Origin of the sequence: Streptomyces sp. NPDC057002 (assembly GCF_042673825.1) — a bacterium.
GTDB lineage: Bacteria > Actinomycetota > Actinomycetes > Streptomycetales > Streptomycetaceae > Streptomyces.
In genome coordinates this window covers 651137-677138 of the sequence record NZ_JBHURZ010000005.1, presented here as the reverse complement: position 1 = coordinate 677138, position 26002 = coordinate 651137, and the positions used below count along the sequence as shown (strand labels likewise).

The 26002-nt window shown below is 71.5% G+C and carries 22 protein-coding genes; 10 read left to right on the top strand and 12 right to left on the bottom strand.

Annotated features, from left to right (window positions below; genetic code table 11):
- Positions 1-7: 7 nt before the first annotated feature.
- The 4 genes from ACFT32_RS27215 to ACFT32_RS27200 all read left to right on the top strand — a co-directional run bounded on the left by ACFT32_RS27215 (position 8) and on the right by ACFT32_RS27200 (position 6880).
- The gene (locus tag ACFT32_RS27215; protein ID WP_382494215.1) at positions 8-1003 is read left to right on the top strand and encodes an esterase-like activity of phytase family protein; all 996 of its coding nucleotides are present in this window, start codon (positions 8-10) and stop codon (positions 1001-1003) included.
- A gap of 76 nt (positions 1004-1079) precedes the next feature.
- Positions 1080-4811, top strand: coding sequence for an ABC transporter ATP-binding protein (locus ACFT32_RS27210; RefSeq protein ID WP_382494213.1), 3732 nt, complete (start codon positions 1080-1082; stop codon positions 4809-4811).
- A gap of 135 nt (positions 4812-4946) precedes the next feature.
- Entirely contained in the window at positions 4947-5339 is a 393-nt protein-coding gene (locus ACFT32_RS27205; protein WP_382494210.1) for a hypothetical protein, read from the top strand.
- Between the two features lie 98 nt (positions 5340-5437).
- The gene (locus ACFT32_RS27200) at positions 5438-6880 is read left to right on the top strand and encodes a S28 family serine protease (protein ID WP_382494207.1); all 1443 of its coding nucleotides are present in this window, start codon (positions 5438-5440) and stop codon (positions 6878-6880) included.
- 26 nt (positions 6881-6906) lie between these two features.
- Here the strand turns inward: ACFT32_RS27200 and ACFT32_RS27195 are convergent, their stop codons facing one another.
- The 5 genes from ACFT32_RS27195 to ACFT32_RS27175 all read right to left on the bottom strand — a co-directional run bounded on the left by ACFT32_RS27195 (position 6907) and on the right by ACFT32_RS27175 (position 13083).
- Positions 6907-7557, bottom strand: coding sequence for a hypothetical protein (locus tag ACFT32_RS27195; RefSeq protein ID WP_382494205.1), 651 nt, complete (start codon positions 7555-7557; stop codon positions 6907-6909).
- A 128-nt stretch (positions 7558-7685) separates the two neighbouring features.
- Positions 7686-9521, bottom strand: coding sequence for a glycoside hydrolase family 3 protein (locus ACFT32_RS27190; protein WP_382494202.1), 1836 nt, complete (start codon positions 9519-9521; stop codon positions 7686-7688).
- A gap of 432 nt (positions 9522-9953) precedes the next feature.
- Positions 9954-10784: a sugar phosphate isomerase/epimerase family protein gene (locus ACFT32_RS27185; RefSeq protein ID WP_382494199.1), complete on the bottom strand. Its 831-nt coding sequence runs from the start codon at positions 10782-10784 to the stop codon at positions 9954-9956.
- Positions 10781-11935, bottom strand: a complete 1155-nt coding sequence (locus tag ACFT32_RS27180; protein WP_382494197.1) for a dihydrodipicolinate synthase family protein — start codon at positions 11933-11935, stop codon at positions 10781-10783. Before ACFT32_RS27180 ends, ACFT32_RS27185 begins: the two co-directional genes overlap by 4 nt.
- The gene (locus ACFT32_RS27175; protein WP_382494194.1) at positions 11932-13083 is read right to left on the bottom strand and encodes a Gfo/Idh/MocA family protein; all 1152 of its coding nucleotides are present in this window, start codon (positions 13081-13083) and stop codon (positions 11932-11934) included. Before ACFT32_RS27175 ends, ACFT32_RS27180 begins: the two co-directional genes overlap by 4 nt.
- Before the next feature lie 291 nt (positions 13084-13374).
- On the opposite strand from ACFT32_RS27175, the gene ACFT32_RS27170 reads away from it, so the two are divergent.
- Positions 13375-14424, top strand: coding sequence for a LacI family DNA-binding transcriptional regulator (locus tag ACFT32_RS27170; protein WP_382494191.1), 1050 nt, complete (start codon positions 13375-13377; stop codon positions 14422-14424).
- A gap of 75 nt (positions 14425-14499) precedes the next feature.
- Here the strand turns inward: ACFT32_RS27170 and ACFT32_RS27165 are convergent, their stop codons facing one another.
- Positions 14500-15237, bottom strand: a complete 738-nt coding sequence (locus ACFT32_RS27165) for a class I SAM-dependent methyltransferase (RefSeq protein WP_382494189.1) — start codon at positions 15235-15237, stop codon at positions 14500-14502.
- Between the two features lie 147 nt (positions 15238-15384).
- On the opposite strand from ACFT32_RS27165, the gene ACFT32_RS27160 reads away from it, so the two are divergent.
- Entirely contained in the window at positions 15385-15987 is a 603-nt protein-coding gene (locus ACFT32_RS27160) for a dihydrofolate reductase family protein (protein WP_382494186.1), read from the top strand.
- A 97-nt stretch (positions 15988-16084) separates the two neighbouring features.
- Here the strand turns inward: ACFT32_RS27160 and ACFT32_RS27155 are convergent, their stop codons facing one another.
- Positions 16085-16678: a dihydrofolate reductase family protein gene (locus ACFT32_RS27155; RefSeq protein WP_382494184.1), complete on the bottom strand. Its 594-nt coding sequence runs from the start codon at positions 16676-16678 to the stop codon at positions 16085-16087.
- Positions 16679-16747: 69 nt separating this feature from the next.
- Between ACFT32_RS27155 and ACFT32_RS27150 the strand changes: the two genes are divergently transcribed.
- From ACFT32_RS27150 to ACFT32_RS27135, 4 genes are all read left to right on the top strand, one after another.
- On the top strand, positions 16748-17326 hold the full coding sequence (locus ACFT32_RS27150) for a TetR/AcrR family transcriptional regulator (protein ID WP_382494181.1): 579 nt from the start codon (positions 16748-16750) through the stop codon (positions 17324-17326).
- Positions 17327-17404: 78 nt separating this feature from the next.
- A complete protein-coding gene (locus tag ACFT32_RS27145) occupies positions 17405-18337 on the top strand; it encodes a GNAT family N-acetyltransferase (RefSeq protein ID WP_382494179.1) in 933 nt (310 codons plus the stop codon).
- A gap of 44 nt (positions 18338-18381) precedes the next feature.
- Entirely contained in the window at positions 18382-19185 is an 804-nt protein-coding gene (locus ACFT32_RS27140) for a sugar phosphate isomerase/epimerase family protein (RefSeq protein ID WP_382494176.1), read from the top strand.
- A gap of 106 nt (positions 19186-19291) precedes the next feature.
- The gene (locus tag ACFT32_RS27135) at positions 19292-19795 is read left to right on the top strand and encodes a GNAT family N-acetyltransferase (protein WP_382494173.1); all 504 of its coding nucleotides are present in this window, start codon (positions 19292-19294) and stop codon (positions 19793-19795) included.
- 186 nt (positions 19796-19981) lie between these two features.
- Here the strand turns inward: ACFT32_RS27135 and rbsD are convergent, their stop codons facing one another.
- From rbsD to ACFT32_RS27110, 5 genes are all read right to left on the bottom strand, one after another.
- On the bottom strand, positions 19982-20371 hold the full coding sequence (gene rbsD / locus ACFT32_RS27130) for a D-ribose pyranase (protein ID WP_382494171.1): 390 nt from the start codon (positions 20369-20371) through the stop codon (positions 19982-19984).
- On the bottom strand, positions 20368-21270 hold the full coding sequence (locus ACFT32_RS27125) for a ribokinase (protein ID WP_382494168.1): 903 nt from the start codon (positions 21268-21270) through the stop codon (positions 20368-20370). Before ACFT32_RS27125 ends, rbsD begins: the two co-directional genes overlap by 4 nt.
- 82 nt (positions 21271-21352) lie before the next feature.
- Entirely contained in the window at positions 21353-23305 is a 1953-nt protein-coding gene (locus ACFT32_RS27120) for a substrate-binding domain-containing protein (RefSeq protein ID WP_382494165.1), read from the bottom strand.
- Positions 23295-24815: a sugar ABC transporter ATP-binding protein gene (locus ACFT32_RS27115; protein WP_382494162.1), complete on the bottom strand. Its 1521-nt coding sequence runs from the start codon at positions 24813-24815 to the stop codon at positions 23295-23297. The genes ACFT32_RS27120 and ACFT32_RS27115 overlap by 11 nt, the downstream gene beginning before the upstream one ends.
- Positions 24812-25849: a LacI family DNA-binding transcriptional regulator gene (locus tag ACFT32_RS27110; RefSeq protein ID WP_382494160.1), complete on the bottom strand. Its 1038-nt coding sequence runs from the start codon at positions 25847-25849 to the stop codon at positions 24812-24814. The genes ACFT32_RS27115 and ACFT32_RS27110 overlap by 4 nt, the downstream gene beginning before the upstream one ends.
- Between the last annotated feature and the right edge of the window lie 153 nt (positions 25850-26002).

Genomic DNA, 26002 nt, shown 5'->3' with positions numbered 1-26002 from the left:
GACGCCCATGCCCCTGAGAACCCGCCTCGCCCTTCTCACCGCAGGCCTGACGGCGGTCACCTGCCTGACCGCCGCCGGCCCCGCCCAGGCACACACCTCGCACACCTCGCACACCTCACACGCCTGCTCGCCGTCCGTCTCCATCGACCGCTTCTCCGACGCGCTCGACAAGACGACATACGAGGACACCTTCGTCGGCAATTTCTCCGCGCTCGCCGTCGACAGCGACGGTTCACTGGCCGCCCTGTCCGACCGCTCCTCGCTGTTCCGCCTGGACGCGAGGACACTGAAGCCCCGCTCCGTCCTCCCGCTCACCGACGAGACCGGGGCCGCGCTCGACTCCGAGGGCCTGGTCGTCGACCGGGACGGCACCCGCCTGGTCACCTCGGAGACCGAGCCCTCCGTACGCCGCTACTCCCGCACCGGCACGATCCTCGACCGTCTCCCGGTCCCGGACGACCTGCGCGTGACCCCCGCGGGCCGCGCGCAGCCCAACGGCACCTTCGAGGGCCTGACCCTGCTGCCCGGCGGTCGCACCCTGGTCGCGTCCATGGAGTACCCCCTCTCCGGCGACAGCGCCGACACCGTCCGCTTCCAGACCTGGGACCGCCACCGGGGCCACTTCCGGCTCGGGCGCCAGTTCGCCTACCGCACGGACCCCGGCCTCGGCGTCTCCGAGATCCAGGCGACCCCCGACGGCCGCCTCCTGGTCCTGGAACGCGGCTTCACCTCCGGCGTCGGCAACACGGTCCGCCTCTACCTGGCCGACCCCCGCCACGCCATGAAGAAGACCCTGCTCACCGACCTCGCCACCTGCCCGCCCCTGGGCGCCACGGCCAAGCAGCCCCAGCCGAACCCCCTCCTCGACAACATCGAGGCCATGACGATCACGGGCCGGACGAAGAACACCCTGAAACTCCTCCTGGCCAGCGACGACAACCAGAACCCGACCCAGACGACCCGCTTCTACTACTTGCGGGTAAGGACAACGCCGTTCTCTTAGTGTCACGGCGGGATGAAATCCGCCCCCGATCGCGTTGGTGTCTTCCGGCAGCTCAGGACGACCGAAAGGCACCGGTGTGACACCGAAACGGGGATGGGCACGACGACTGTGGGCCTACGCATGGCGCCACCCGAAGGACGTCGTACTCGCCCTCGGCTCCTCCCTGGCGGGCATGGCCGTCATGGCTCTCGTCCCCCTGATCACCAAGGTGATCATCGACGACGTCATCAGCGACCACACCAGGGACATGACCACCTGGGCCGGCCTCCTCGTCGTCGCCGCCCTGGTCGTCTACGTCCTCACCTACATCCGCCGCTACTACGGCGGCCGCCTCGCCCTGGACGTCCAGCACGACCTGCGCACGGGGATGTACGACACGATCACCCGGCTCGACGGCCGCCGCCAGGACGAGCTGTCCACCGGCCAGGTCGTCGGCCGGGCCACCAGCGACCTCCAGCTGATCCAGGGCCTGCTCTTCATGCTCCCGATGACCATCGGGAACGTCCTGCTCTTCCTGATCTCCCTGGTGATCATGGCCTGGCTGTCCTGGCCGCTCACCCTCGTCGCCCTGGCCGTCGCCCCCGCCCTCGCGTACATCGCCAAGCGCAGCCGCACCCGGCTGCACCCCTCCACCTGGTACGCCCAGGCCCAGGCCGCCGCCGTCGCGGGCGTGGTCGACGGCGCCGTCAGCGGCGTGCGCGTGGTGAAGGGCTTCGGGCAGGAGGAGCAGGAGACCGGGAAGCTGAGGGAGGTCGGCCGCAGGCTCTTCGCCGGGCGGCTGCGCACGGTCCGCCTGAACTCGGTCTACACCCCGGCCCTCCAGGCCGTCCCCGCCCTCGGTCAGGTCGCGATGCTGGCTCTCGGTGGCTGGCTGGCGGTGCGCGGGCACATCACGCTCGGCACGTTCGTCGCCTTCTCGACGTACCTCGCCCAGCTGGTCGGCCCGGTCCGCATGCTCGCCATGGTCCTCACCGTCGGCCAGCAGGCCCGCGCCGGTACCGAGCGGGTCCTGGAGCTGATCGATACCGAGCCCTCGCTCCAGGACGGCTCCAAGGACCTCCCCGCCGACGCGCCCGCGACGGTCGAGTTCGACGACGTCTCCTTCGGCTATGAAGCCGCCGACGGCAAGACCAGCCCGGTCCTCGACGGGCTGTCCTTCGAGATCCGCCCCGGCGAGACCCTCGCCGTCGTCGGCTCCTCCGGCTCCGGCAAATCCACGGTCTCCCTCCTCCTGCCGCGCTTCTACGACGTCACCCGAGGTGCCGTCCTCGTCGGCGGCCACGATGTGCGCGAGCTGACCCTGGAATCGCTGCGGTCCGCGATCGGGCTGGTCCCGGAGGACTCGTTCCTCTTCTCCGACACCGTCCGCAACAACATCGCCTACGGCCGCCCGGACGCCACCCAGGAGGAGATCGAGAAGGCCGCCCGGGCCGCCCAGGCGGACCGTTTCATCAGCGACCTGCCCGACGGCTACGACACCACCGTCGGCGAGCACGGCCTCACGCTCTCCGGCGGCCAGCGCCAGCGCGTCGCCCTCGCCCGCGCGATCCTCACCGACCCGCGCCTGCTGGTCCTGGACGACGCCACCTCCGCCGTGGACGCCCGGGTCGAGCACGAGATCCACGAGGCCCTGAAGGGCGTCATGCGGGGCCGTACGACCCTGCTGATCGCGCACCGCCGCTCCACCCTGAACCTCGCCGACCGCATCGCCGTCCTGGACGGCGGCCGGCTCGCCGACATCGGCACCCACGAGGAGCTCCAGCGGCGCTCCGCCCTCTACCGGCGGCTGCTCACCGACCCCGACGAGCTGGGCGCGGTCTCCCCGGGCCACACCCAGCCCGTCTGTCCCGAGGAGGACACCTCCGTCCGGGACGAGCTGGACGCGGAGTTCGACGCCGAGCGAGGCGTCACCCCACGGCTGTGGACGGGCGACCGGGAGCGCAAGGACCTGGCCCTCGCCGAGAGCCCCGCCACCCCCGAGCTGCTCGCCCAGGTCGATGCGCTGCCCCCGGCCACCGACGTCCCCGACATCGACGAGTCGCGTGCCGTCCAGCCCGAGGAGTCCTACGGCCTGCGCCGGCTGCTGCGCGGCTTCAGGGTGCCGCTGCTGGTCAGCCTCGCCCTGGTCGCCACCGACGCCGGCATGGGCCTGCTGCTGCCCGTGCTGATCCGGCACGGCATCGACTCCGGCGTCACACAGGCCGCCCTCGGCGCCGTCTGGGCGGCCTCCCTGCTCGGGCTGCTCACGGTGGTCGTGCAGTGGGCGGCGCAGATCGGCGAGACCCGGATGACCGGCCGGACGGGGGAGCGGGTCCTGTACTCGCTCCGCCTGAAGATCTTCGCCCAGCTCCAGCGCCTCGGGCTCGACTACTACGAGCGGGAGCTGACCGGCCGGATCATGACCCGGATGACGACCGACGTCGACGCGCTGTCGACGTTCCTCCAGACGGGCCTGGTCACGGCCTTCGTCTCGGTCGTCACCTTCTTCGGCATCATGGTCGCCCTGCTGGTGATCGACGTACAGCTCGCGCTGGTCGTCTTCGCGACGCTGCTGCCGCTGATCATCGCCACGTTCTTCTTCCGCCGGGCGAGTGTGAAGGCGTACGAACTGGCCCGTGAGCGGGTGTCGGTGGTCAACGCCGACCTGCAGGAGTCGGTGTCCGGGCTGCGGATCGTGCAGGCGTTCCGGCGCGAGCGGGACGGCGGGCTGCGGTTCGCCGGGCGCAGCGACAGCTACCGCAAGGCGCGCATCCGGGGCCAGTGGCTGATCTCGGTGTACTTCCCCTTCGTGCAGTTCCTGTCGTCGGTGGCGGCGGCGGCCGTGCTGATCGTGGGCGGCGCCCGGGTCGACGACGGCACGCTGGCGATCGGCTCGCTGGTGGCGTATCTGCTCTACATCGACCTGTTCTTCGCGCCCGTGCAGCAGCTGTCCCAGGTCTTCGACGGCTACCAGCAGGCGACCGTCTCGCTTGGCCGCATCCAGGAGCTGCTCCGGGAGCCGACGTCGACGAAGTCCGCCGACGAACCCCTGGAGGTCCTGTCCCTGCGCGGCGAGATCGCGTTCGAGGACGTGCACTTCGCCTACGGCGACGACGAAGAGGCTTTGGGCGGAGTCGACCTGCGCATCCCCGCCGGGCAGACCGTCGCGTTCGTCGGAGAGACCGGCGCCGGGAAGTCCACCCTCGTCAAGCTCGTGGCCCGCTTCTACGACCCGACCGGCGGCCGGGTCACCGTCGACGGCACCGATCTGCGGTCCCTGGACCTCACCTCGTACCGGCACCGTCTGGGAGTCGTCCCGCAGGAGGCGTACCTCTTCCAGGGCACCGTCAGGGATGCCATCGCCTACGGCCGCCCGGACGCGACCGACGCCGAGGTCGAGGCGGCGGCCCGGGCGGTCGGCGCGCACGACATGATCGCCACGCTGGACGGCGGCTACCTCCACGAGGTCGCCGAGCGCGGCCGCAACCTGTCCGCCGGACAGCGCCAGCTGATCGCCCTGGCCCGTGCCGAGCTGGTCGACCCGGACGTCCTGCTGCTCGACGAGGCGACGGCCGCGCTGGACCTGGCCACGGAGGCCCAGGTCAACCAGGCCACCGACCGCCTGGCAGGGCGCCGCACCACCCTCGTCGTCGCCCACCGCCTCACCACCGCCGCCCGCGCCGACCGGGTCGTCGTCATGGACGACGGCGGGGTCGCCGAGGACGGCACACACGAAGAGCTGCTCGCACGCGACGGCCGCTACGCCGACCTGTGGCGCACGTTCATCGGCACCGCCGAGCCGGAGGAGCCGGTCGGAGTGTCCAGCTGACGGGACCGTCGGGGCGTCCCGCTGACGGGGGCGGCGCGGTGTGTCCGTGACGGTCGTGCAACCGTCCGACATACGTCATGCGTCCGTACAGCCGTACGCCGATGGTCGCGCACGACGCGGTACGGGAGGACAACAGTGGACAGTGGAGCGATACGCCGGCGGTTCGCGCTCGGCCTGGCCGTGCTGACCGCCTCCGGCTTGCTCGCCGTGGCGGCACCGGGCGAGGCGCAGGCCGCCGGCACCGCGTCCTGCCCCGGCCGCAAGGTCCGCACCCTGCCGTTCTCCACCGGAACCGTGTACGTCTACAAACGCGGCGGCTACGTCTGCGCCGTGACCGTGGCCAAGAAGCCCGGTGTGAAGCGCGCGATGAAGGTGAGCGTGCAGGCGCGCGGCAACCGGCCGGTCGTCGACGAGGGACGGTACGCCTACCTCGCCGGCCCGGTCACGGTGCACGCCGGGCGCCGCTGCGTCTGGCTCAAGGGCAAGGTCGGCCCCAAGTCCGTCAGCACCGGCTGGATCCTGTGCTGAATCCCCGCCCGCGCACAGGGTTTTCCCTATGTCCCCTGGTGCTCCGGTGAGTTGGTCCGCTAGCTTCCGGCGCACATCTGTCTCACAGGGGAGTGCGCATGCGCAAGGCGCTCAGATGGCTGCTGGCGCTCACGGTGCTCATAGGCACACTGGGCACGGCGACAGCGGCCACCGCCGCCGAGCCGGAGGCCACCGGCACCGGCAGCACCACTGACATCAAGGAGAGGCTGCTCTCCATACCGGGCATGAGCCTGGTCGAGGAGAAGCCGTACACCGGCTACCGCTTCTTCGTCCTGAACTACGCCCAGCCGGTCGACCACCGGAAGCCGTCCAAGGGCACCTTCCAGCAGCGCATCACCGTGCTGCACAAGGACGTCGCCCGCCCGACGGTCTTCTTCACCAGCGGCTACAACGTCTCCACGACGCCCCGCCGCAGCGAGCCCACCCAGATCGTGGACGGCAACCAGGTCTCCCTGGAGTACCGCTTCTTCACCCCGTCCCGCCCCGACCCGGCCGACTGGACCAAGCTGGACATCTGGCAGGCCGCCAGCGACCAGCACCGCGTCTTCAAGGCCCTGAAGAGCGTCTACAGCAAGAAGTGGATCTCCACGGGCGGCTCGAAGGGCGGCATGACCGCCACCTACTACGAGCGCTTCTACCCGCGCGACATGGACGGCGTCGTCGCCTACGTCGCCCCCAACGACGTGGTGAACAATGAGGACTCGGCCTACGACCGCTTCTTCGCCGGCGTCGGCACCAAGGAGTGCCGCGACCGGCTGAACGCCGTGCAGCGCGAGGCGCTGGTCCGCCGCGAGCCGCTGGAGAAGAAGTACGCGGCCTACGCGAAGGAGAACGGCCTCACCTTCGAGACCATCGGCAGCCTCGACAAGGCCTACGAGGCCACCGTCCTCGACTACGTGTGGGGCTTCTGGCAGTACAGCCTGCTGAAGGACTGCGACCAGATCCCGGCCGACGCCAAGAACGCCACCGACGACGACATCTGGACCTCCATCGACACCATCGCCGGCTTCTCCGCCTACGCCGACCAGGGCCTGTCGGCCTACACGCCGTACTACTACCAGGCTGGCACGCAGCTCGGCGCGCCGACGATCCACTTCCCGCACATCGAGAAGAAGTACGTCCGCTACGGCTACCAGCCGCCGCGCAACTTCGTCCCGCGTGACATCCCCATGAGGTTCCAGCCGGGGGCGATGCGGGACGTCGACACCTGGGTCCGGCACAACGCCCGTCAGATGCTCTTCGTCTACGGCCAGAACGACCCGTGGGGCGCGGAGCCGTTCCGTGTCGGCAAGGGCGCGAAGGACTCCTACGTCATGACCGCCCCGGGCATGAACCACGGGGCCAACGTCGCGGGCCTCGTGCCCGAGCAGAAGGCCCTCGCCACCGCCCGCATCCTCGAGTGGGCCGGTGTCGCCTCCGGCGCGGTGCAGGCCGACCCGCAGGCGGCGAAGCCGCTGGCGAAGTTCGACGCCAAGCTCGACAAGCGGGACCCGCAGCGTGAGATGACGCTGCGCCCGTAACACATGTCGCTGTCGCGCCCGGCCGCTCACAGCGGCCGGGCGCACCCCACCGGCCGATCGCCGCCGAGCCGGACGTACAGGGCGGTCGTGCCGGGGCAGTCGGCGCGTCCGGCGACCGCCCGGGTCACCCGGTACTCCGGCTGCCGCTCGCCCGTCCCGTCGCACGCGGTCTCGCGGACCTGCCCGTCGCCGGAGCTGTAGACGCAGTCGCCGACGATGGTGCGCGGCCCGCCCCCGCCGCCCGGGTCGCCGGGGTGCGGCGGCTGGAGGTTGCGCATACAGGCGTAGCCCCGCGGCACCGCCCCGTCGCCGTCCTCGTCGGACGCGGGCAGCTGCTCGCTGATGTGCAGCACGAAGTCCGTGGTCCGCGGGCAGCGCGGCCCGTCACGCACCGCGCCGTCGTGCCGCGCCACGACCCGCGCCGCCGCCCGCTCACCGGCGCACGGCACCTCGGTGAAGCTCGTCGTACCGAACGAACTGCACTCGTCGACCGCGAGGAACACCGCCCCGTACCCGGAAGGCCGGGTCGCCGACGGCGAGACCGCGACGCTCGTCCCCGTGGCCGGCTCGCCCAGCCGGCCGTCCTCCGCCACCCCCGCCGACGGACTCTGACACCCGACCAGCAGCGCGACCAGCATGAGCAGCCCGCACACCCCCGCCGAACTCCTCTTGCGCATTGCCGTCCCCCTGATCGCTCAGAGCCCTGGGGCCCTGCCCCAGCGTGACCCGCGATCGCGGGCGCACGCCAGGCACATGGGGCGGTTTGCGCACGTTGGGGGTGGTGCGCCCGGTCCGTGGCGTACGGCTAGTACGACAGACCGTGGCCGATCGGGTACAGCACCTGTTCCGGATCATCCGCCCGCTGCACGGCGACCGGCAGCTTCCCGCGTGGCTTCACCCGGCCCGCGATCACCCGTGCGGCGGCCCGCAGTTCGACGTCCGTCCAGGAGTAGGCGGCCAGGCAGGCCGGGACGGACGCCAGCTGGGCCACGTCGTAGGGATTGCGGATGGCGACCGCCACGACCGGTTTCCCCGTCGCCACGAGCTGCTCGACCAGGGTCTTCTGGCTGCTGCCCGCCGTGACGTTGTACGTCGCGGCCACCACCGCGTCCGCGTCCCGCGCCGCCGCGACCGCCTTGGCGATGGTCGCCGCGGAGGGGGCGGTGCCGGTCGACAGGGCGGTGGCGGTGAAGCCCAGTTCCGACAGCGCGCCCGCGAGCACACCCGTGGGCGGCCCGGTCGTCCCCGACGGCGAGGCGGGATCGGCCCCCACCACGAGCACCCTGGGGTGGCGGCGCCGGGACAGCGGCAGCAGCCGGCCCTCGTTGACGAGCAGGGTGGTCGTCCGCTCGGCGATGCGGTCGGCCGCCTTCAGGTGCGCGCGGATGCCGACGGTCCGGTCGACGCCGCCCTGACCGACGTACGGCGCCCGGAACAGCCCCAGCTTGGACTTCAGCCGCAGCACCCGCAGGATCGATTCGTCGAGCCGGGCCTCCGTCAGCTCGCCCGCCCGCACGGCCGTCAGGACGGCGTTCCAGGCGAGGTCCAGATCCGGCGGGTTGAGCAGCTGGTCCACGCCCGCCTTCAGCGCGAGCACCGGCACCCGGGCGTCGCCGTACTTGGTGCGTACGCCCTGCATGCCGAGGGAGTCGGTGACCACGACCCCGTCGTAGTCGAGCCGTTCGCGCAGGATGCCGGTGAGGATGGGGCGGGAGAGGGTCGCCGGGTCGCCGGAGTCGTCGAGGGCCGGGACCATCAGATGGGCCGTCATGATCGAGTCGATGCCCGCGGCGATCGCCGCCCGGAACGGCGGTGCGTCCAGCTTCTCCCACAGCTCCCGGCTGTGCGTGATGGTCGGGAAGCCGGTGTGGCTGTCGACGTTGGTGTCCCCGTGCCCCGGGAAGTGCTTGGCGGTCGCGGCGACCCCGGAGCCCTGGTACCCGGCGACCTCGGCGGCCACCAGCCCGGCCACGGCCCGCGGGTCGGCGCCGAAGGACCGTACGCCGATGACCGGGTTGGCCGGGTTGACGTTCACGTCGGCCACGGGGGAGTAGTCCTGCCGGATCCCCATCGCCCGCAGCTCGGCGCCCGCGATCCGGCCGAGCGTCCGGGCGTCGGACCGTGATCCGCCCGCCCCTACGGCCATGGCCCCGGGGAACAGTGTCGCGGGCTTCCCGACCCGGGCCACGATCCCGTGCTCCTGGTCGGTGGAGATGAGCACGGGCAGCCCGCGGGGCAGTCCCAGGGAGGCCCGCTGGATGCCGTCGGAGAGGTCGGCGATCTGGTGCGGCTCGCGGGTGTTGTGCGCCCAGGCGAAGTAGATGATGCCGCCGACCCGGTACTTCGCGACCAGCTCGGCGGCCGTACGGACCCCGATCTCCTTGAGGTTGGCGTCGATGTCGGCCTGGTCGGGGGCGGTGGCGGAGTGGCCGTAGACCCGCATCACGAAGAGCTGGCCGACCTTCTCCTCCAGCGTCATCCCCGAGACGAGGGCGCGCAGTCGTGTGTCGTCCGGCGAGCCGGCGGCGTACGAGGGCCCGGCGGCCGCGAGGGCGGCGGTGACGCCGGCCGTGGCGGCGAGAACGGTGCGTCTGGAGGGCTGTGCGGTGCTTCCCGTGCTTCCCGTGCCGGTGTCGTGCACGTGCGCTCCTTCCGGAGGTGATCCTCTTGGATCCGCTGAAGGAAACTTCCAAGAGGTCACCAATAACCGGGAAGTTTCTGCCAGTCAAGGGAACGCGCGGTAACCGTACAGGGGCCGCCACCGGCGCGGTTGGAGGGGGACGCGCCGATGGCGGCGGGGCCGCCGGCCGCGGTACGGCGGAGAGGGAGGTCAGCGATCGCAGCCAGCAGCGAGGGCCGACACCGCACCGTGGTGACTCTCCGGCGGCCTGCGATTGGACGACGGTAGTCCGGGCCGGGTTCCCGGCGCGGGCCGTATTTCCGGAAGTCGGTACTCGGGATGAACCGGTGGTCCAACGGGGCGTGTGAGCCGACGTTTTCGGCCACACGCCGGTACGGCAGCTGCCCCGCCCGGTTCCGCGGGGCGGGGCAGCGAGCCTGGTTCAGCAGCGGATCACCGGGTGTGCTCGACGAACCTCGCCGCCGTCTCGGCCAGCACCTCGCGGCCGTCCCGGGCCCACAAGCCGTCGTTGAACAGCTCCACTTCGATGGCGCCGGTGTACCCGGCCGCCTCCACGTACCCCTGCCACTCCCGCATGTCGATGGCGCCGTCGCCGATCTGCCCCCGGCCGGTCAGCACGCCCTCCGGGAGGGGAGTCGTCCAGTCGGCGAGCTGGAAGGTGTGGATGCGCCCGGACGCGCCCGCGCGGGCGATCTGCGCCGGAGCCGTGTCGTCCCACCAGATGTGGTACGTGTCGACGGTGACGCCGACCTGCCGGGCCGGGAACCGTTCGGCCAGGTCCAGGGCCTGGGCCAGCGTCGCCACCACACAGCGGTCGGAGGCGTACATCGGGTGGAGCGGCTCGATGGCCAGCCGGACGCCGTGCTCCTCGGCGTACGGCCCCAGCTCCGCCAGCGCGTCCGCGATCCGCTCCCGCGCCCCGTGCAGATCCTTCGAGCCCGCCGGGAGCCCGCCCGAGACCAGGACCAGCGTGTCCGTGCCGAGCGTCGCCGCCTCGTCGATCGCGCGGCGGTTGTCGGCCAGGGCCTCGGCCCGCTCGTGTGGGTCGATCGCCGTGAAGAAGCCGCCCCGGCACAACGTCGTCACCGTCAGGCCCGCGTCACGGACCAGCTTGGCCGTGGCCTCCAGGCCGTACGACTGGACCGGCTCGCGCCACAGGCCGACGTTGACGACGCCCAGCTCACGGCAGGTGCCGACCAGTTCCGGCAGCGACAGCTGCTTCACCGTCATCTGGTTGATGGAGAAACGCGCGAGCTCCGTCACTGGTTCACCCCGTACAGGGACAGCAGGTTCTTCATCCGCTCCTGCGCCAGCTTCGGGTCGGGGAACAGACCGAGACCGTCGGCGAGTTCGTACGCCCTCGCGAAGTGCGGGAGCGAGCGGGCCGACTGCAGGCCGCCGACCATCGTGAAGTGGGACTGGTGGCCCGCCAGCCAGGCCAGGAACACCACGCCCGTCTTGTAGAAGCGGGTCGGCGTCTGGAAGAGGTGGCGGGAGAGCTCGACCGTCGGGTCGAGGAGCGCGCGGAACCCCGCGACGTCCCCGGTGTCCAGCACCCGGACCGCCTCGGCGGCCAGCGGGCCCAGCGGGTCGAAGATGCCGAGCAGGGCGTGGCTGAAGCCCTGCTCGTCGCCCGCGATCAGCTCGGGGTAGTTGAAGTCGTCGCCGGTGTAGCAGCGGACCCCGTCGGGGAGCCGGCGGCGCAGGTCCACCTCGCGCCGGGCGTCCAGCAGGGAGACCTTGATGCCGTCGACCTTGTCCGGGTGGGCCGAGATCACCTCGAGGAAGGTGTCCGTCGCCGCGTCCAGGTCGGACGACCCCCAGTAGCCCTCCAGCGCCGGGTCGAACATCGGGCCGAGCCAGTGCAGCACGACCGGCTCGGCGGACTGGCGGAGCAGCCGGCCGTAGACCTCCAGGTAGTCCTCGGGGCCGGAGGCGGCCGCCGCGAGCGCCCGGGACGCCATCAGGATGGCCTGGGCGCCGGACTCCTCCACGACCGCGAGCTGCTCCTCGTAGGCCGCGCGGACCTCGGCGAGGGAGGCCGGGCCGGTGAGCTGGTCGGTGCCCACGCCGCAGGCGATACGACCGCCCACCGACTTGGCCTCGGCGGCCGACCGGCGGATCAGTTCCGCCGCGCCTGCCCAGTCCAGTCCCATACCGCGCTGCGCGGTGTCCATGGCCTCGGCGACACCCAGCCCGTGCGACCACAGATGGCGGCGGAAGGCGAGGGTGGCGTCCCAGTCGACGGCCGCGGGCGAGTCGGGGGACACGTCCGCGAACGGGTCGGCGACGACATGCGCCGCCGAGAAGACCGTGCGGGAGGTGAGCGGGGAACCGGTGGTGAGGGCGAGCGGCTCCTGGCGGGGCTCGTAGGCCCTCAAGGACCCGCTCGCGTCCGGGAGCTGGATGGTCACAGTGAGATCTCCGGTACGTCGATACGACGGCCCTCGGCCGAGGACGCGAGACCCAGCTCGGCGAGCTGGACACCGCGGGCACCGGCCAGCAGGTCCCAGTGGTAGGGGGCGTCGGCGTAGACGTGCTTGAGGAACAGCTCCCACTGGGCCTTGAAGCCGTTGTCGAACTCGGCGTTGTCCGGGACCTCCTGCCACTGGTCGCGGAAGACCTCCGTGGCGGGGATGTCCGGGTTCCAGACCGGCTTGGGGGTGGCCGAGCGGTGCTGGACGCGGCAGTTGCGCAAGCCCGCCACCGCCGAGCCCTCCGTGCCGTCCACCTGGAACTCCACCAGCTCGTCGCGGTTGACGCGGACGGCCCAGGAGGAGTTGATCTGGGCGATCGCGCCGCCCTCCAGCTCGAAGACGCCGTAGGCGGCGTCGTCGGCGGTGGCGTCGTACGGCTTGCCGTTCTCGTCCCAGCGCTGCGGGATGTGGGTGGCGGTGAGGGCCTGGACCGACTTCACCCGGCCGAACAGCTCGTGGAGCACGTACTCCCAGTGCGGGAACATGTCGACGACGATGCCGCCGCCGTCCTCGGCACGGTAGTTCCAGGACGGGCGCTGGGCGTCCTGCCAGTCGCCCTCGAAGACCCAGTAGCCGAACTCGCCGCGCACGGAGAGGATCCGGCCGAAGAAGCCGCCGTCGATGAGGCGCTTCAGCTTCAGCAGGCCGGGGAGGAAGAGCTTGTCCTGGACGACGCCGTGCTTGATGCCGGCCTCGTCCGCCAGCCGGGCGAGGTCCAGGGCGCCGGCGAGGCCGGTGGCGGTCGGCTTCTCCGTGTAGATGTGCTTGCCTGCCGCGATGGCCTTCTTCAGGGCCTCCTCGCGGGCGGAGGTGACCTGCGAGTCGAAGTAGATGTCCACCGTCTCGTCGGCGAGGACCGCGTCCAGGTCGGTCGAGACATGCTCCAGCCCGTGCCGCTCGGCCAGCGCCCTGAGCGCGTGCTCACGGCGGCCGACCAGGATCGGCTCGGGCCACAGCACGGTGCCGTCGCCGAGGTCGAGGCCGCCCTGCTCGCGCAGGGCCAGGATGGAGCGGACCAGGTGCTGGCGATAGCCCATGCGCCCGGTCACGCCGTTCATGGCGATACGCACCGTCTTGCGTGTCACGTCGTTCCCTTCGTACGCGGTCGTCGCGCCGCGTACGCCCACTGGTGAGCGTTGCAGCAAGCGCTTTCTACATACGAAGAAGCTAGCCTCTGAACCGTGGTCCGGACAAGACCGTGACCAGGACGAGTTGTTCGAGGGGGCGAACAACCGGGGGTCGGGGGCTTAAAGTCTGCTCGGAAACCTTGGCCACGGATTTGGTGAGGCCAGGGCTGCCCACCTGCTCGGAACCGTTGTCATGGCTCCGGGTGTGTACGAGGGCGACGACGAGATGCGCGACCGGAGGACGACGAGATGACGGTGACCCTGGCGGACGTGGCGGCCCGCGCGCAGGTCTCGCCCGCGACGGTGTCGCGCGTGCTGAACGGGAACTACCCCGTTGCCGCCTCCACCCGCGAGCGGGTGCTGAAGGCCGTGGACGAGCTGGACTATGTGCTCAACGGGCCCGCCAGCTCCCTGGCCGCCGCCACCTCCGACCTGGTCGGGATCCTGGTGAACGACATCGCCGACCCCTTCTTCGGGATCATGGCGAGCGCGATCCAGGCCGAGATCGGCGGCCCGGGCGGCCGTGCGGGCGGCGAGAGGCTCGCGGTGGTCTGCAATACGGGCGGCTCCCCGGAGCGGGAGCTGACGTATCTCACGCTGTTGCAGCGGCAGCGTGCGGCGGCCGTGGTGCTGACCGGCGGGGCGATCGAGGACGCGGCGCACAGGGCGGCGATGGACGCGAAGGTGCGCAAGCTCATGGAGGCCGGGACGCGGGTCGTGCTGTGCGGGCGGCCGCCGGCGCCGGAGACCGGGGCGATCGCGCTGACCTTCGACAACCGCGGGGGCGGGCAGGAACTGACCGAGCACCTGATCGGGCTCGGGCACCGGCGGCTCGGCTATATCGCGGGCCCGGAGGAGCGGACCACGACCCGGCACCGGCTGGAGGGCCACCGGGCCGCGCTGGCCGCGCACGGCATCGAGGAGGACCCCCGGTGGACGGTGCACGGGCGCTACGACCGCAGGTCCGGCTACGAGGCGACGCTGGAGCTGCTGCGGCGTGACCCGTCGCTGACAGCGGTCGTCGCCGCGAACGACTCCGTCGCACTCGGGGCGTGCGCGGCGCTGCGCGACTCCGGGCTGCGGATCCCCGAGGACGTGTCGGTGGCCGGGTTCGACGACCTCCCCTTCAGCATCGACGCGGTGCCTTCGCTGACGACGGTGCGGTTGCCGCTGGGCGAGGCCGGGGCGCGGGCCGGGCGGATCGCGATGGGGCGGGAGGAGGCGCCGCCCGGGGGGATCGCGTCGGTGCGGGGGGAGTTGATGGTGCGGGGGTCCTCCGGGGTGCCGCGGGTTTCCTAGTACTGGGCGTTGCCGCCCGGTCCTGCTGGGGGCTGCCGCCCCCAGGCCCCCGCTTCGGCCTGAACGGCCTCGTCCTCAATCGCCGGACGGGCTGGGGTGTGGCTGATCGGCGTCGTTCGCGTACACGCCGGACGGGCCGGCAGTCGCCGCGAAGCCGAACAGATCCGGCACCCCCTCCGGTCCCGCCTCCACCGTCCGCTCGATGCGCAGGCCCGCTGCCGTCGCCCCGTTGAGCAGGTCCGACAGCGGGGCGTGCCAGGCACCGAGGCGGGCGCGGACGCCGGTGGTGTTCCAGGAGGCGAAGGTGCGGGACCGTTCGGCGTACCCGGCGTCGATCACGGTCCTGGACGCGTCCCCGCGGTCGGCGAAGGCGCCGACGAAGCACGGGTGCACTCCCAGATGGACGAAACGGCCGCCCGGGGCCAGTACGCGGGCGATCTCACGGAGCACGGCGGCGTAGTCGGGCACATCCGTGCTGGCCAGGACGCATACCGCGGCGGGCACCGAGCTGTCGGCCAGAGGCAGAGCGGTCGCGTCGGCGACGGCCACGGGCAGGCGGTGGGAGGCGTGGCGCAGCTGGTTGCGGGAGAGGTCGAACCCGACAGGGCTCCAGCCCAGGGCGGCCACGGTCGGCGCGTGGGCGCCCGTGCCGCAGCACACGTCGAGGCAGGTGCTTCCGTCGCCGCTGCCCAGCAGGTCACCGAGGGTGGCATGGACGCGGCGGATGTAGTCCCCGCCGCCCGCCGGGGACATGAACTCGTTGTACCAATCGGCGTGTTCGTCGTACACGGCCGTCGTCTTCGAGGTCACCATGACCCGGACGCTAGTCCCGCCGCGCGAGTCCCTTGGCGGCGTTCGCCGCGAGCGTGACGCACCCGGATGCCCGGCGGCGATGAGTTTCGCGTCGTACGCAGGTCTGCAGTGCCGTCATCGCCCGAGCGAGAAAGCGGAGTGAGTCCCATGCGCATCGTGATCACCGAGTTCATCAGCCTGGACGGCGTCGTACAGGCGCCCGGCGGGCCGCAGGAGGACACCGACGGGGGCTTCGCGCACGGCGGCTGGTCCCACCCGTACTTCGACGAGGAGGTGCTGGGCGGCGCCTTCGACGCGGGGCTGGGCAGAGCCGAGGCGCTGCTGTTCGGGCGGCGGACGTGGCAGACGATGGCGGGGGCCTGGCCCGAGCGGGCCGGGGACCCGTTCGCCGACCGGATGAACTCCCTCAAGAAGTACGTCGTCTCCAGCACGCTCGCCGAGGCCGACCTCACCTGGAACAACACCTCCCTCATCCCCGGCGACCGGGCGGTGGCCAGGATCCGGGCGCTGCACGAGGCCGAGGGCGGCGACCTCGCGATGATGGGCAGCCCGACGCTCGTGCGGACGCTGCTGTCCGAAGGCCTGGTCGACGAGCTCCAGCTCATCGTCATGCCGGTGATCCTCGGCGGCGGTAAGACGATCTTCCCCGGGGACGGGGCGAAGCACCCCATGGAGCTGGTCTCCACGACCACCGCCAAGACCGGCGCCCAGGTGTGCGTGTACCGTCCGGCGGCCCCGGCGGAGGGCTAGGGCCTGGCGTTCGGATCACGCCGCAGACGCTGGGCGCCGGCGCTGACAAGGTGATCGCGGGCATTCTCCTCTGGTCCGCCCGCTGGATCGAAACCGCCTAGCGGCGGGTGAGGCGGGTGAAGGTGGCCCCGTTGGGGAAGGCGGTGCGCTCGGCGACGTCGAAGACCGTGGGGTCGAAGGCACCGTCGAACACCGGGATTCCGGTACCGGCAACGACCGGATAGGTCTTGATCAGCAGCTCGTCCAGCTCGGGCAGCAGGGTGCCCGCGAGCCGGCCGCCCCCGCAGAGCCAGATGTCCAGGCCGGCGCCCGCCTCGCTCTTGAGCTCGCGGACGAGGGCGAGCGGGTCGCTGGGCACGACGGTGACGGCCGGGTCGGTGTCCGGCTTGAGGGTGCTGGACACCACGTACTGGCGCAGGTGCGCGTACGGGCTGGTGATCCCGTTGTCGAGGGCGGGGCGGTAGGTACCGAGGCCCATGACGACGGTGTCGAAACGCCGGTTGGGCGCGTCGGCGACACCAGCGGCCGCGCGGTAGGCCGTCGGGAGGGTCTCCGGGTACAGCGCGTTCATCCAGGTCGAGTAGGCGGCGGCCTGCTGCTCGTCGCCCTGCGGGAAGAAGTCGAACTCGCCGCCGGGGCCGGCGATGCGGCCGTCGAGCGAGACGCCGATGTAGTACACGAGCTTTCGCAAAGCGATCCCCCACACGTAGTACTCTACTTGAAGTGCTTTGAAAGTAGTACTACACATGGAGTGGTGTCAATGGTGAGACGGAACGACCAGCGGCGTGCGGCCCTCGTTGACGCGGCGATCGAGGTGCTGGCCCGGGAGGGCGCACGCGGCCTGACCTTCCGGGCTGTGGATGCCGAGGCGGCCGTTCCCGCCGGTACGGCGTCCAACTACTTCGCCAGCCGCGACGACCTGTTCACTCAGGCCGGCGCCCGGGTCTACGAGCGCCTCCAGCCTGACGAGGCCACGATCGCCCGCCAGCAGGCGGCCGGTCGCGACCGGGGAGCCTATGCGGAGCTGATGCGCGAACTCGTCGGCCGCGTCGCCTCCTTCCGCACCGGTTACCTCGCGCTGCTGGAACTCCGCCTCGAGGCCACCCGTCGCCCCGAACTGCGCAAGGTCCTCACTGAACGAGTCCGGGCCGACGTCGACGCCAACGTCGCCTATCACGAGGCCTCCGGCCTCCCCGGCGACGCCACGGCGGTCAAGTTGCTCATGCTGACGCTGAACTGGCTGATCGTTGAGCAGCTCACCCTGCCGGACGTCTTCACGGAGGCGGAGCGCGAACAACTGGTGACGGCCGCTGTGGAGCGCATCGTGGCGACGGAATAGCCCCGGAAGTCCTGGACGGTCTAAGCTCGGCTCATCGGATCTCTGACTGAGTCAACTATCAATACGGGGGCCGGGCCCATGACCGTCCAGGACATCCGCTCCTTCAACCGCTTCTACACGAACGTCATCGGCGCGCTCGACTACGGCCGGCACATGTACGCCCCCTACACCCTCACCGAGTCCCGTGTGCTCTACGAGCTCGCCCACGCGCCGCGCACGGACGCCGCCGACCTGCGGACCCAGCTGCATCTGGACGCCGGATACCTGACCCGCATCCTGAACAAGTTCGAGCAGGACGGACTGGTCGAGCGCGGCCCGTCCGAGACGGATCCGCGCCGCCGCCGCATCACGCTCACCGCGCCCGGCCGGGAGGCCGCCGCACTGCTCGACGAGCGGGCCCGGGAGACGGTCGGGGCGATGCTGGACACGGTGCGGGCCGAGGACCGGCCCCGGCTGGCGGAGGCCCTGCGGACCGTTCGGAGTCTCCTCGGCGAGGGCCGTGCCCCGCGTCCCGAGGACGTCGTCCTGCGGGAGCCCACCCCCGGCGACCTCGGCTGGATCGTGGAGCGCAACGCCGCGCTGTACGCCGCCGAGTACGGCTTCAACCTCGAGTACGAGGGCCTCGTCGCCCGTATCGTCGCCGACTACGGCAAGGACCACGACCCGCGTCTGGACCGCACCTGGATCGCCGAGCTGGACGGCCGGCGGGTGGGGTGCGTGATGTGCGTCCGGGACGAGGCACCCGGCGCCGCCCGGCTCCGGCTGCTGCTCGTCGAGCCGGACGCGCGCGGCCTGCGCATCGGCGACCGGCTGGTGGGCGCCCTCGTCGACTTCGCCCGCGAGGCCGGCTACCGCGAGGTGGTCCTGTGGACCAACGACATCCTCGGCGCCGCCCGCCGCATCTACCAGCGCCACGGCTTCGAGCTGGTCGCGGAGAAGCCGCACCACTCCTTCGGCCAGGACCTGAACGGCCAGGACTGGCGGCTGGATCTTTCCGCAACGCCCGAGTGATGAAGGGGAGTCGCGGGCGGGGGTGCCGGGTAGGGTCCGTCCGTATGAAGCTGGCGTTCTCCACCCTCGGTGTCCCCGGCATGCCCCTGCCCGACGTCCTGCGGCTCGCGACCGCGCACGGCTACCACGGCGTGGAGCTGCGCACCCACGCTGAGGAACCGGTCCACACCGACCTCGACCCGTCTCAGCGGGCCGAGGTGGCGGCCGAGTTCAAGGGGTCGGGCGTAGAGATCCTGGGCCTGGCGGGATACGCGCGCGTCGCCGCGCCGGGCGACGACGAACCCGTCCTGGCCGAGATCCGCGCCCTCCTCGACCTGGCCCGCGACCTCGGCGCCCCGTACATCCGCGTCTTCCCCGGCGGCGACCTGGACGTCCAGACCCCCGAGGAGGCCGACGCGACGGCCGCCCGGCGCCTGGGCACGGCCGCCGAGTACGCGAACGACCTGGGCGTGCGCATCCTCCTGGAAACCCACGACTCGCACCGCACCGCCGCCGACGCCATGCGTGTCCTCGGCCTCGTCGGCCACCGTCAGGTCGGCGCGCTCTGGGACGTCATGCACACCTGGCTGGGCGGCGAACAGCCCTCGGAGACCTACGCGGCGCTCTCCCCCCACCTCGGCTACGTCCAGGTCAAGGACATCGCCTCCGCCGAGGACAAAACACCGCTGCCCCTCGGCGCGGGCGTCCTCCCCCTGGCCGAGTGCGTGGAGGTGCTCTCCCGCCACAACTGGGACGGCTGGCTGTGCTGGGAGTACGAGAAGCGCTGGTACGAGACCGCCCAGCCGCTGCCGGACCTGCTGGGGGCCGGACGAGAGCATCTGGGCAGGCTGCTGAACGACTCGGCGTGACGGGGAGCTCCCGCGGAAACCACACCTACGCGCGCTCCCGCGGATACCGACGCTTCCCCGGAAACCCGATTGCCGCCCGGCCCCCGCGTAGCTAGCGTCCCCGCTCATGCCCCCGACACTGCGCACCCCCCGCCTACTCCTGGACCCCTACACCCCGGAGGACGAAGAGAGCTTCGTCGCTCTGTTCCAGGACCCGAGGGTGTCGCGGTGGATGGGGGAGGGTCCTTCGCCCGAGGCGGACGACCGGGCCCTGTTCGGGCGGATCTTCAGCAAGGTCTACGCCCAGGACCTGTTCGACGTGTGGGCGGTCCGGCGCGACCGGCGGCTGATCGGGCACGCCGAGATCAAGCGGACCGACGCCGTGGACGGCCACGAGATCGTCTACGCGCTGGCTCCCGAGGCCTGGGGCGGCGGGCTCGGCACGGAACTGGCCGAGGCGCTCGTGGGGTACGGGTTCCGGACGCTCGGGCTCAGCGAGGTGCACGCCACCGTCGACGCACGGAACACAGCCTCGCTGCACCTCCTCGGCAGGATCGGATTCGCGCACGTCAGGGACATCGCAGAGGACGACGGGAGTCTCACCCAGGTGCTGACCCGACCGGCTCGGTGATCTTCGCAAGAATCCGGCAAGAAATTCTTACCCGAGCGTGCAACCCTTTGCGGCCCTTGGCAGTCGTACATGGTGTCAGGACTTCTGGGGGGAGATCTGGGGGGATCGCGGGGTTCCTGACGGGAGGGGAAAAGCCGAGGGGGCCCGGTCGACGGACCGGGCCCCCTCGAAACCTTTCAAGGCGCCTCAGAAGAAGACGCCGCACCTCAGCAGCACATTCGCGTACGGCCGTGCCTCGCCCGTGCGGACGATCAGCCGCGCACCCGCCGACAGCTCCTTCAGCCGCTCGTGCGAGACGAGGTCCAGCGACGGGAAGTGGCTCTCCAGGAGCCGCGAAGCCTCAGCGTTCGCTTCCCGCACCTCCGTCGCCGCCGTCGCACCCTCGACCACCAGCTCGGCCAGCAGCCCTTCCAGCACCTCCGCGAACGCCGGCACCCCGGCCCGGAAGGCCAGGTCCACCACCCGGGGCCCGTCGGGAATGGGCATGCCCGCATCGCACACCAGCACCCCGTCCCCGTGGCCCAGTCCGGCCAGCGCACCGGCGAGGTGACGGTTCAGTATTCCGGCCTTCTTCACAGCTCAGCGACCTCCGCCGCCGTCGGGAAGGACGCCTGCGCGCCCTCCTTCGTCACGGTCGCCGCCCCGACCCGGGCCGCGTACGACGCCGCCTCCGCGAGGGACTCGCCCGCCCCCAGCCGGAAGGCCAGCGCCGCGGTGAACGCGTCTCCCGCGCCGGTCGTGTCCACGGCGCTCACCTTCACGGACGGGACCCGGGAGACACCCTCCGACGACGCCACCAGCGCACCCTCCCCGCCCAGCGTCACCACCACCGACCGGGGCCCCTTCGCGAGCAGTATCCGGGCCCAGTCCTCCGGGCTGTCCCCCACGGCGGCCGAACCCAGGATCACCTTCGCCTCGTGCTCGTTGACGATCAGCGGATCGCAGGCCGCCAGCACCTCTGACGGGAGGGGGCGCGGCGGCGACGGGTTCAGTACGAAACGGCTCTCCGGAGCCAGGTTCCGTACGACCGCCACCACCGTCTCCAGCGGGATCTCCAGCTGCGCCGACACCACCCGGGAGCTCTGGAAGAGGCACGCGGCGGCGCTCACGTCCTCCGGGGCCAGCCGGCCGTTGGCGCCCGGCGAGACGACGATGCTGTTGTCCCCGGACGGGTCGACGGTGATCAGTGCGACCCCGGTCGGCGCGCCGCCCACCAGGACACCCACCGTGTCGACACCGGCCTCCCGCTGCGAGTCCAGCAGCAGTCGGCCGTGCGCGTCGTCGCCGACCCGGGCCAGCAGAGCCGTACGGGCCCCGAGCCGGGCGGCCGCGACCGCCTGGTTCGCGCCCTTGCCGCCCGGGTGGACGGCCAGATCGGAGCCGAGTACGGTCTCGCCGGCACCGGGCCGGCGCTCGACACCGATCACCAGGTCGGCGTTGGCCGACCCCACGACCAGGAGGTCGTAGTCGTACATGAGTTGTCTCCCCACGTGAGTGACATGGCCGGGCGGGCCCATGCGCTGGGCGCCGCCCGGCCGTTCCCCGATGTCAGCGATATCAGCCGCTGAAGCCGGCCACGTTCTCCTTCGTGACCACCTTCACCGGCACCTTCACCGTCTCCTCGACCTTCTTGCCCTGGAGCGCCTTGAGGGCGTTGTCCACGGCGATCTTCCCGAGCTGCGAGGGCTGCTGCGCCACCGACGCGTACAGGCTGCCGCCCTCGACCGCCTTCAGTCCGTCAGGCGTGCCGTCGAAGCCGACCACGGAGACCGACTTGCCGGCCTTGGAGCCCAGCGCCTTGATCGCGCCGAGCGCCATCTCGTCGTTCGCGGCGATGACGCCCTGGACGTCCGGGTGGGCCTGGAGCAGGTTCGACATCACGTCGAGGCCCTTGGTGCGGTCGAAGTCCGCGGGCTGCTGGGCGACGACCTGGATGCCCGGGTAGGCCTTGAGGCCGTTCGCGAAGCCCTGCGCGCGCTCGCGGGCGGCTGAGGTGCCCGCCTGGCCCTGGAGGATCACGATCTTGCCCTTGCCGCCGAGCTTCTCGCCGATCGACTTGGCGGCGAGCTCACCGCCGGCGACGTTGTCGGAGGCGACCAGCGTGTCCAGCTTGGCGTTGTTGACGACGCGGTCCACGGCGATGACCGGGATGTCCGCCTTGTCGGCGGCCTTCACCGAGTTGCTCGCCGCGTCCGAGTCCACCGGGTTGACGATGATCGCGCCGAGACCGGAGCTGGTGAAGTTCTGCAGCTGGTTGGCCTGCTGCGAGGCGTCGTTCTGGGCGTCCGTGACGGTCAGGTCCACGCCCAGCTTCTCCGCCTCGGCCTGGGCGCCCGCCCGGATCTGCACGAAGAAGGGGTTGTTGAGGGTGGACAGCGACAGGCCCATCTTCGGGGTGCTCGCGGCGGAGGAGCCGTTGTGCAGGAACGACGTGGCACCGACGATCGCGACGGTGACGACGGCCGCGAGCCCGTACGTCGCCGCCTGCTTGCCCTTGCCTCCCGGTGAAGTGCCGGCGGCCCCCGGAGTGGCCCCCGCCTTGCGCCGCAGCGTGTCGAACAGCACCGCCAGCGCGATGACGACACCGATGACGACCTGCTGCCAGAACGCCGACACGTTCAGCAGGTTCAGCCCGTTGCGCAGCACGGCCAGGATCAGCGCGCCGATCAGCGTGCCGGACGCCTTGCCCGTACCGCCGGCCAGGGACGCGCCGCCGATGACGACCGCCGCGATCGCGTCCAGCTCGTAGCCGTCGGCGGCCTGCGGCTGCGCGGAGGACAGCCGGGCGGCCAGGACGACACCGGCGACGGCGGCGAAGACGCCGGAGAAGGCGTAGATGGCGAGCTTCTGCTTCTTCACACGCAGGCCGGACAGCCGCGCGGCCTCCTCGTTGCCGCCGATCGCGTACATCGAGCGGCCGATGTAGGTACGGCCGAGCACGAATGCCGCGATCAGACCCATCACGATCATGACCAGGACCGGCACGGGCAGCCAGCCGCCGAGCGTGTCCCCGAGGTGGGAGACCGAGTCGGGCAGGGCGATCGGGGAGCCCTCGGAGATGACGAGGGACAGACCGCGGGCCACCGACAGCATGGCCAGCGTGGCGATGAACGGCGGCAGCTTGCCGTAGGAGATCAGGATGCCGTTGACCAGGCCGCACGCGATACCGGTGGCTATGGCCAGCAGGACGGCGACGAAGACGGGGACACCCGCCGAGGTCGCGGTCCACGCGAGCACCGTGGCCGACAGCGCGGCGACCGAGCCCACCGACAGGTCGATGCCCGCCGAGACGATCACGAAGGTCACGCCGAAGGCGAGGATGGCGGTCACGGCCGCCTGGACGCCGACGTTGAGGAGATTGTCCGTGGTCAGGAAGTCGCCGGACAGCGCCGACATCGCGACGACCAGGACGATGAGCGCGGTGAGCGCGCCGTTGTCGAGCAGCAGGCGGCGCAGGCCCCCCGAGGCGGCTCCCGCGCCCGTCGTGCTCTTGAGCGTGTCAGTGGCCACGGGAGGCCTCCTTGTCAGTGCTGGGGTTGCTTACGGCGAGCGCCATCACGGCGTCCTGGGTGGCCTCGTCGGCGGAGAGTTCGCCCGCGATCCGGCCCTGGGCCATCACCAGCACCCGGTCGCTCATGCCGAGCACCTCGGGCAGATCGCTGGAGATCATGAGTACGGCGGCACCGGCCGCCGTCAGTTCGTTGATGAGCTGGTAGATCTCGACCTTGGCGCCGACGTCGATACCGCGCGTCGGCTCGTCGAGGATCAGCACCTTGGTGTCGGCGAGCAGCCACTTGCCGATGACGACCTTCTGCTGGTTGCCGCCGGACAGCGTGCGCACGTGCTGGCCGAGGCCCGCCATCCGCACGCCGAGCTGCTCGGCGATCCGGGCGGCGGCCTCCCGCTGCCCCTTGAGGTCGACGAGCCCCGCGCGCGTGGCCGACCGCAGCGTCACCAGGCCCAGGTTCTCCTCGACCGAGGCGTCCAGCACCAGGCCCTGGCCCTTGCGGTCCTCGGGGATGAGGCCGATGCCGGCGGTCATGGCGGCGTTGACGTCGTGACCCTTCAGGGCGGCCCCCGAGACCTTCACGGCTCCCTTGTCGTACGGATCGGCCCCGAAGACCGCCCGCACGACCTCGGTACGACCGGCGCCCACGAGCCCGGCGATACCGACGACCTCACCGGCGCGCACCTCGAAGCCGACGTCGTGGAAGACGCCGTCCCGGGTCAGCCCCTCGACGGTGAGCAGCGCGTCGCCCTTCTCGGGCCGCTCACGCGGGTACTGCTGCTCGATCGACCGCCCCACCATGAGCCGTACCAACTCGTCCTCGGGCGTGGCGGCGGGCACCTGCCCGACGCTCTTCCCGTCCCGGATGACCGTGACCCGGTCGCCCAGGGCGGCGATCTCCTCCAGGTGGTGCGTGATGAAGACGATCCCGACGCCGTCCTCGCGCAGCTTGCGCACGATCGCGAAGAGCTTCTCGACCTCCTCGGAGGTGAGCACGGCGGTCGGCTCGTCCATGATCAGCACGCGCGCGTCCAGGCTCAGCGCCTTGGCGATCTCGACCATCTGCAGGCGCGCGATACCGAGTTCGCGTACCCGCGCGCGGGGAGAGACGCTGACCCCGACGCGCTTCAGCAGCACCTCGGCGTCGGCCTCCATCCGCCCCCGGTCGATCATCCCGAACCGGCGCGGCTGGCGCCCCAGGAAGATGTTCTCGGCGACCGTCAGATCGGGAACGAGGTTGAACTCCTGGTAGATGGTGGCGATCCCGAGCCGCTCGGAGTCCTGCGCACCCTGGATGCGCGTCTCCTCGCCGCCGACCAGGATCCGCCCGGCGTCGGGGGTGTAGGCGCCGGAGAGCATCTTGATGAGGGTGCTCTTGCCCGCGCCGTTCTCACCGAGCAGCACATGCACCTCGCCCCGGCGCAGGTCGAAGTCCACGCCGTCCAGCGCGACCACGCCCGGGAAGGTCTTCCGTATGCCCTCGATGCGCAGCAACTCGTCCGCGTTGCTCACGTCTGGCTCCTGTTCGTTACGGGGGACGGCTCCAAAGAATCCGGTTGCTCGCCGCACGAGCGGCGTACGACGAGCCGGGCCGGGAGCGTGACGGACTCCCCGGGCCGGCCCTCGATCCGGGCGACCAGCGCACGCACGGCGGCACGCCCCAGCTCACCCGTCGGCTGGGCGATCGCGGTGACCGGCGGATCGGTGTGCACGAACCACGGGATGTCGTCGAACGCGGCCAGCGCGATGTCCTCCGGCACGCGCACGCCACGCGCGCGTACGGCGTCCAGCGCGCCGAGCGCCATCAGGTTGTCGGCCGCGAACACGACCTCGGGCGGCTCGGCCAGGTCGAGGAACCCCTCGGTGACCCGGCGCCCGCTCTCGGCCTGGAAGTCGCCCTGCCCTATGTAGGCGTCGGGGAGTTCGAGGCCGTACGCGCCGAGCGCCTCCCGGAAGGCCTCCACGCGCTCCCGGCCGGTCGTGGTCGCCGCCGGCCCCGCGATGATCGCGAGCCGCCGGTGCCCGAGCCGGTGCAGATGCGCCACGAGGTCCCGTACGGCCCTCCGGCCGTCCGCCCGCACCACCGGCACGTCCACGCCCGGGATCCACCGGTCCACGAACACCATCGGCGTCCCCGCGCGGACCGCGTCCAGCATCAGCGGCGAGCCGCCGTCGGTGGGGGAGACGAGGAGCCCGTCGATACGGCGGTCCAGCAGGTTCCGTACGTGATGGTCCTGGAGGTCGGGCCGCTCGTCGGCGTTGCCGATGATGACGCTGTAGCCGAGCGCGCGGGCCTCTTCCTCGACGGAGCGGGCCAGTTCGGTGAAGTAGGGGTTCATCACGTCGCTGATGACCAGGCCGAGGGTGTGGGTCTGGTCGGTGCGCAGGGAGCGGGCGACGGCGTTCGGGCGGTAGCCCAGGGTCTCGACGGCGGCCAGCACGCGGGTGCGTGCGTCGGCGCTGACCGACGGGTGGTCGTTCAGGACGCGCGAGACCGTGGCGACGGATACGCCGGCCTCGGCAGCGACGTCCTTGATGCTGGCCACCGCCGCTCCACCTCCTTGTGGATCAGTCGTGGGAGCGCCCCGTGCGAACACTCGGGGAACTCGTGGAATCGATTACATCGACGGGTGGATGGAATCGATTACACGCCGGTAAATCAAGACCCCGGCGGCACCTCGAAACCGGATCGTGATGTC

What these genes read in the sequence shown, in the direction of transcription:
- ACFT32_RS27165 (WP_382494189.1), bottom strand. Translation starts at nt 15,237, where the DNA reads ATGGTGACCTCGAAGACGACGGCCGTGTACGACGAACACGCCGATTGG.
- ACFT32_RS27200 (WP_382494207.1), top strand. Translation starts at nt 5,438, where the DNA reads ATGCGCAAGGCGCTCAGATGGCTGCTGGCGCTCACGGTGCTCATAGGC.
- ACFT32_RS27170 (WP_382494191.1), top strand. Translation starts at nt 13,375, where the DNA reads ATGACGGTGACCCTGGCGGACGTGGCGGCCCGCGCGCAGGTCTCGCCC.
- ACFT32_RS27135 (WP_382494173.1), top strand. Translation starts at nt 19,292, where the DNA reads ATGCCCCCGACACTGCGCACCCCCCGCCTACTCCTGGACCCCTACACC.
- ACFT32_RS27125 (WP_382494168.1), bottom strand. Translation starts at nt 21,270, where the DNA reads ATGTACGACTACGACCTCCTGGTCGTGGGGTCGGCCAACGCCGACCTG.
- ACFT32_RS27140 (WP_382494176.1), top strand. Translation starts at nt 18,382, where the DNA reads ATGAAGCTGGCGTTCTCCACCCTCGGTGTCCCCGGCATGCCCCTGCCC.
- ACFT32_RS27195 (WP_382494205.1), bottom strand. Translation starts at nt 7,557, where the DNA reads ATGCGCAAGAGGAGTTCGGCGGGGGTGTGCGGGCTGCTCATGCTGGTC.
- ACFT32_RS27215 (WP_382494215.1), top strand. Translation starts at nt 8, where the DNA reads ATGCCCCTGAGAACCCGCCTCGCCCTTCTCACCGCAGGCCTGACGGCG.
- ACFT32_RS27160 (WP_382494186.1), top strand. Translation starts at nt 15,385, where the DNA reads ATGCGCATCGTGATCACCGAGTTCATCAGCCTGGACGGCGTCGTACAG.
- ACFT32_RS27150 (WP_382494181.1), top strand. Translation starts at nt 16,748, where the DNA reads ATGGTGAGACGGAACGACCAGCGGCGTGCGGCCCTCGTTGACGCGGCG.
- ACFT32_RS27145 (WP_382494179.1), top strand. Translation starts at nt 17,405, where the DNA reads ATGACCGTCCAGGACATCCGCTCCTTCAACCGCTTCTACACGAACGTC.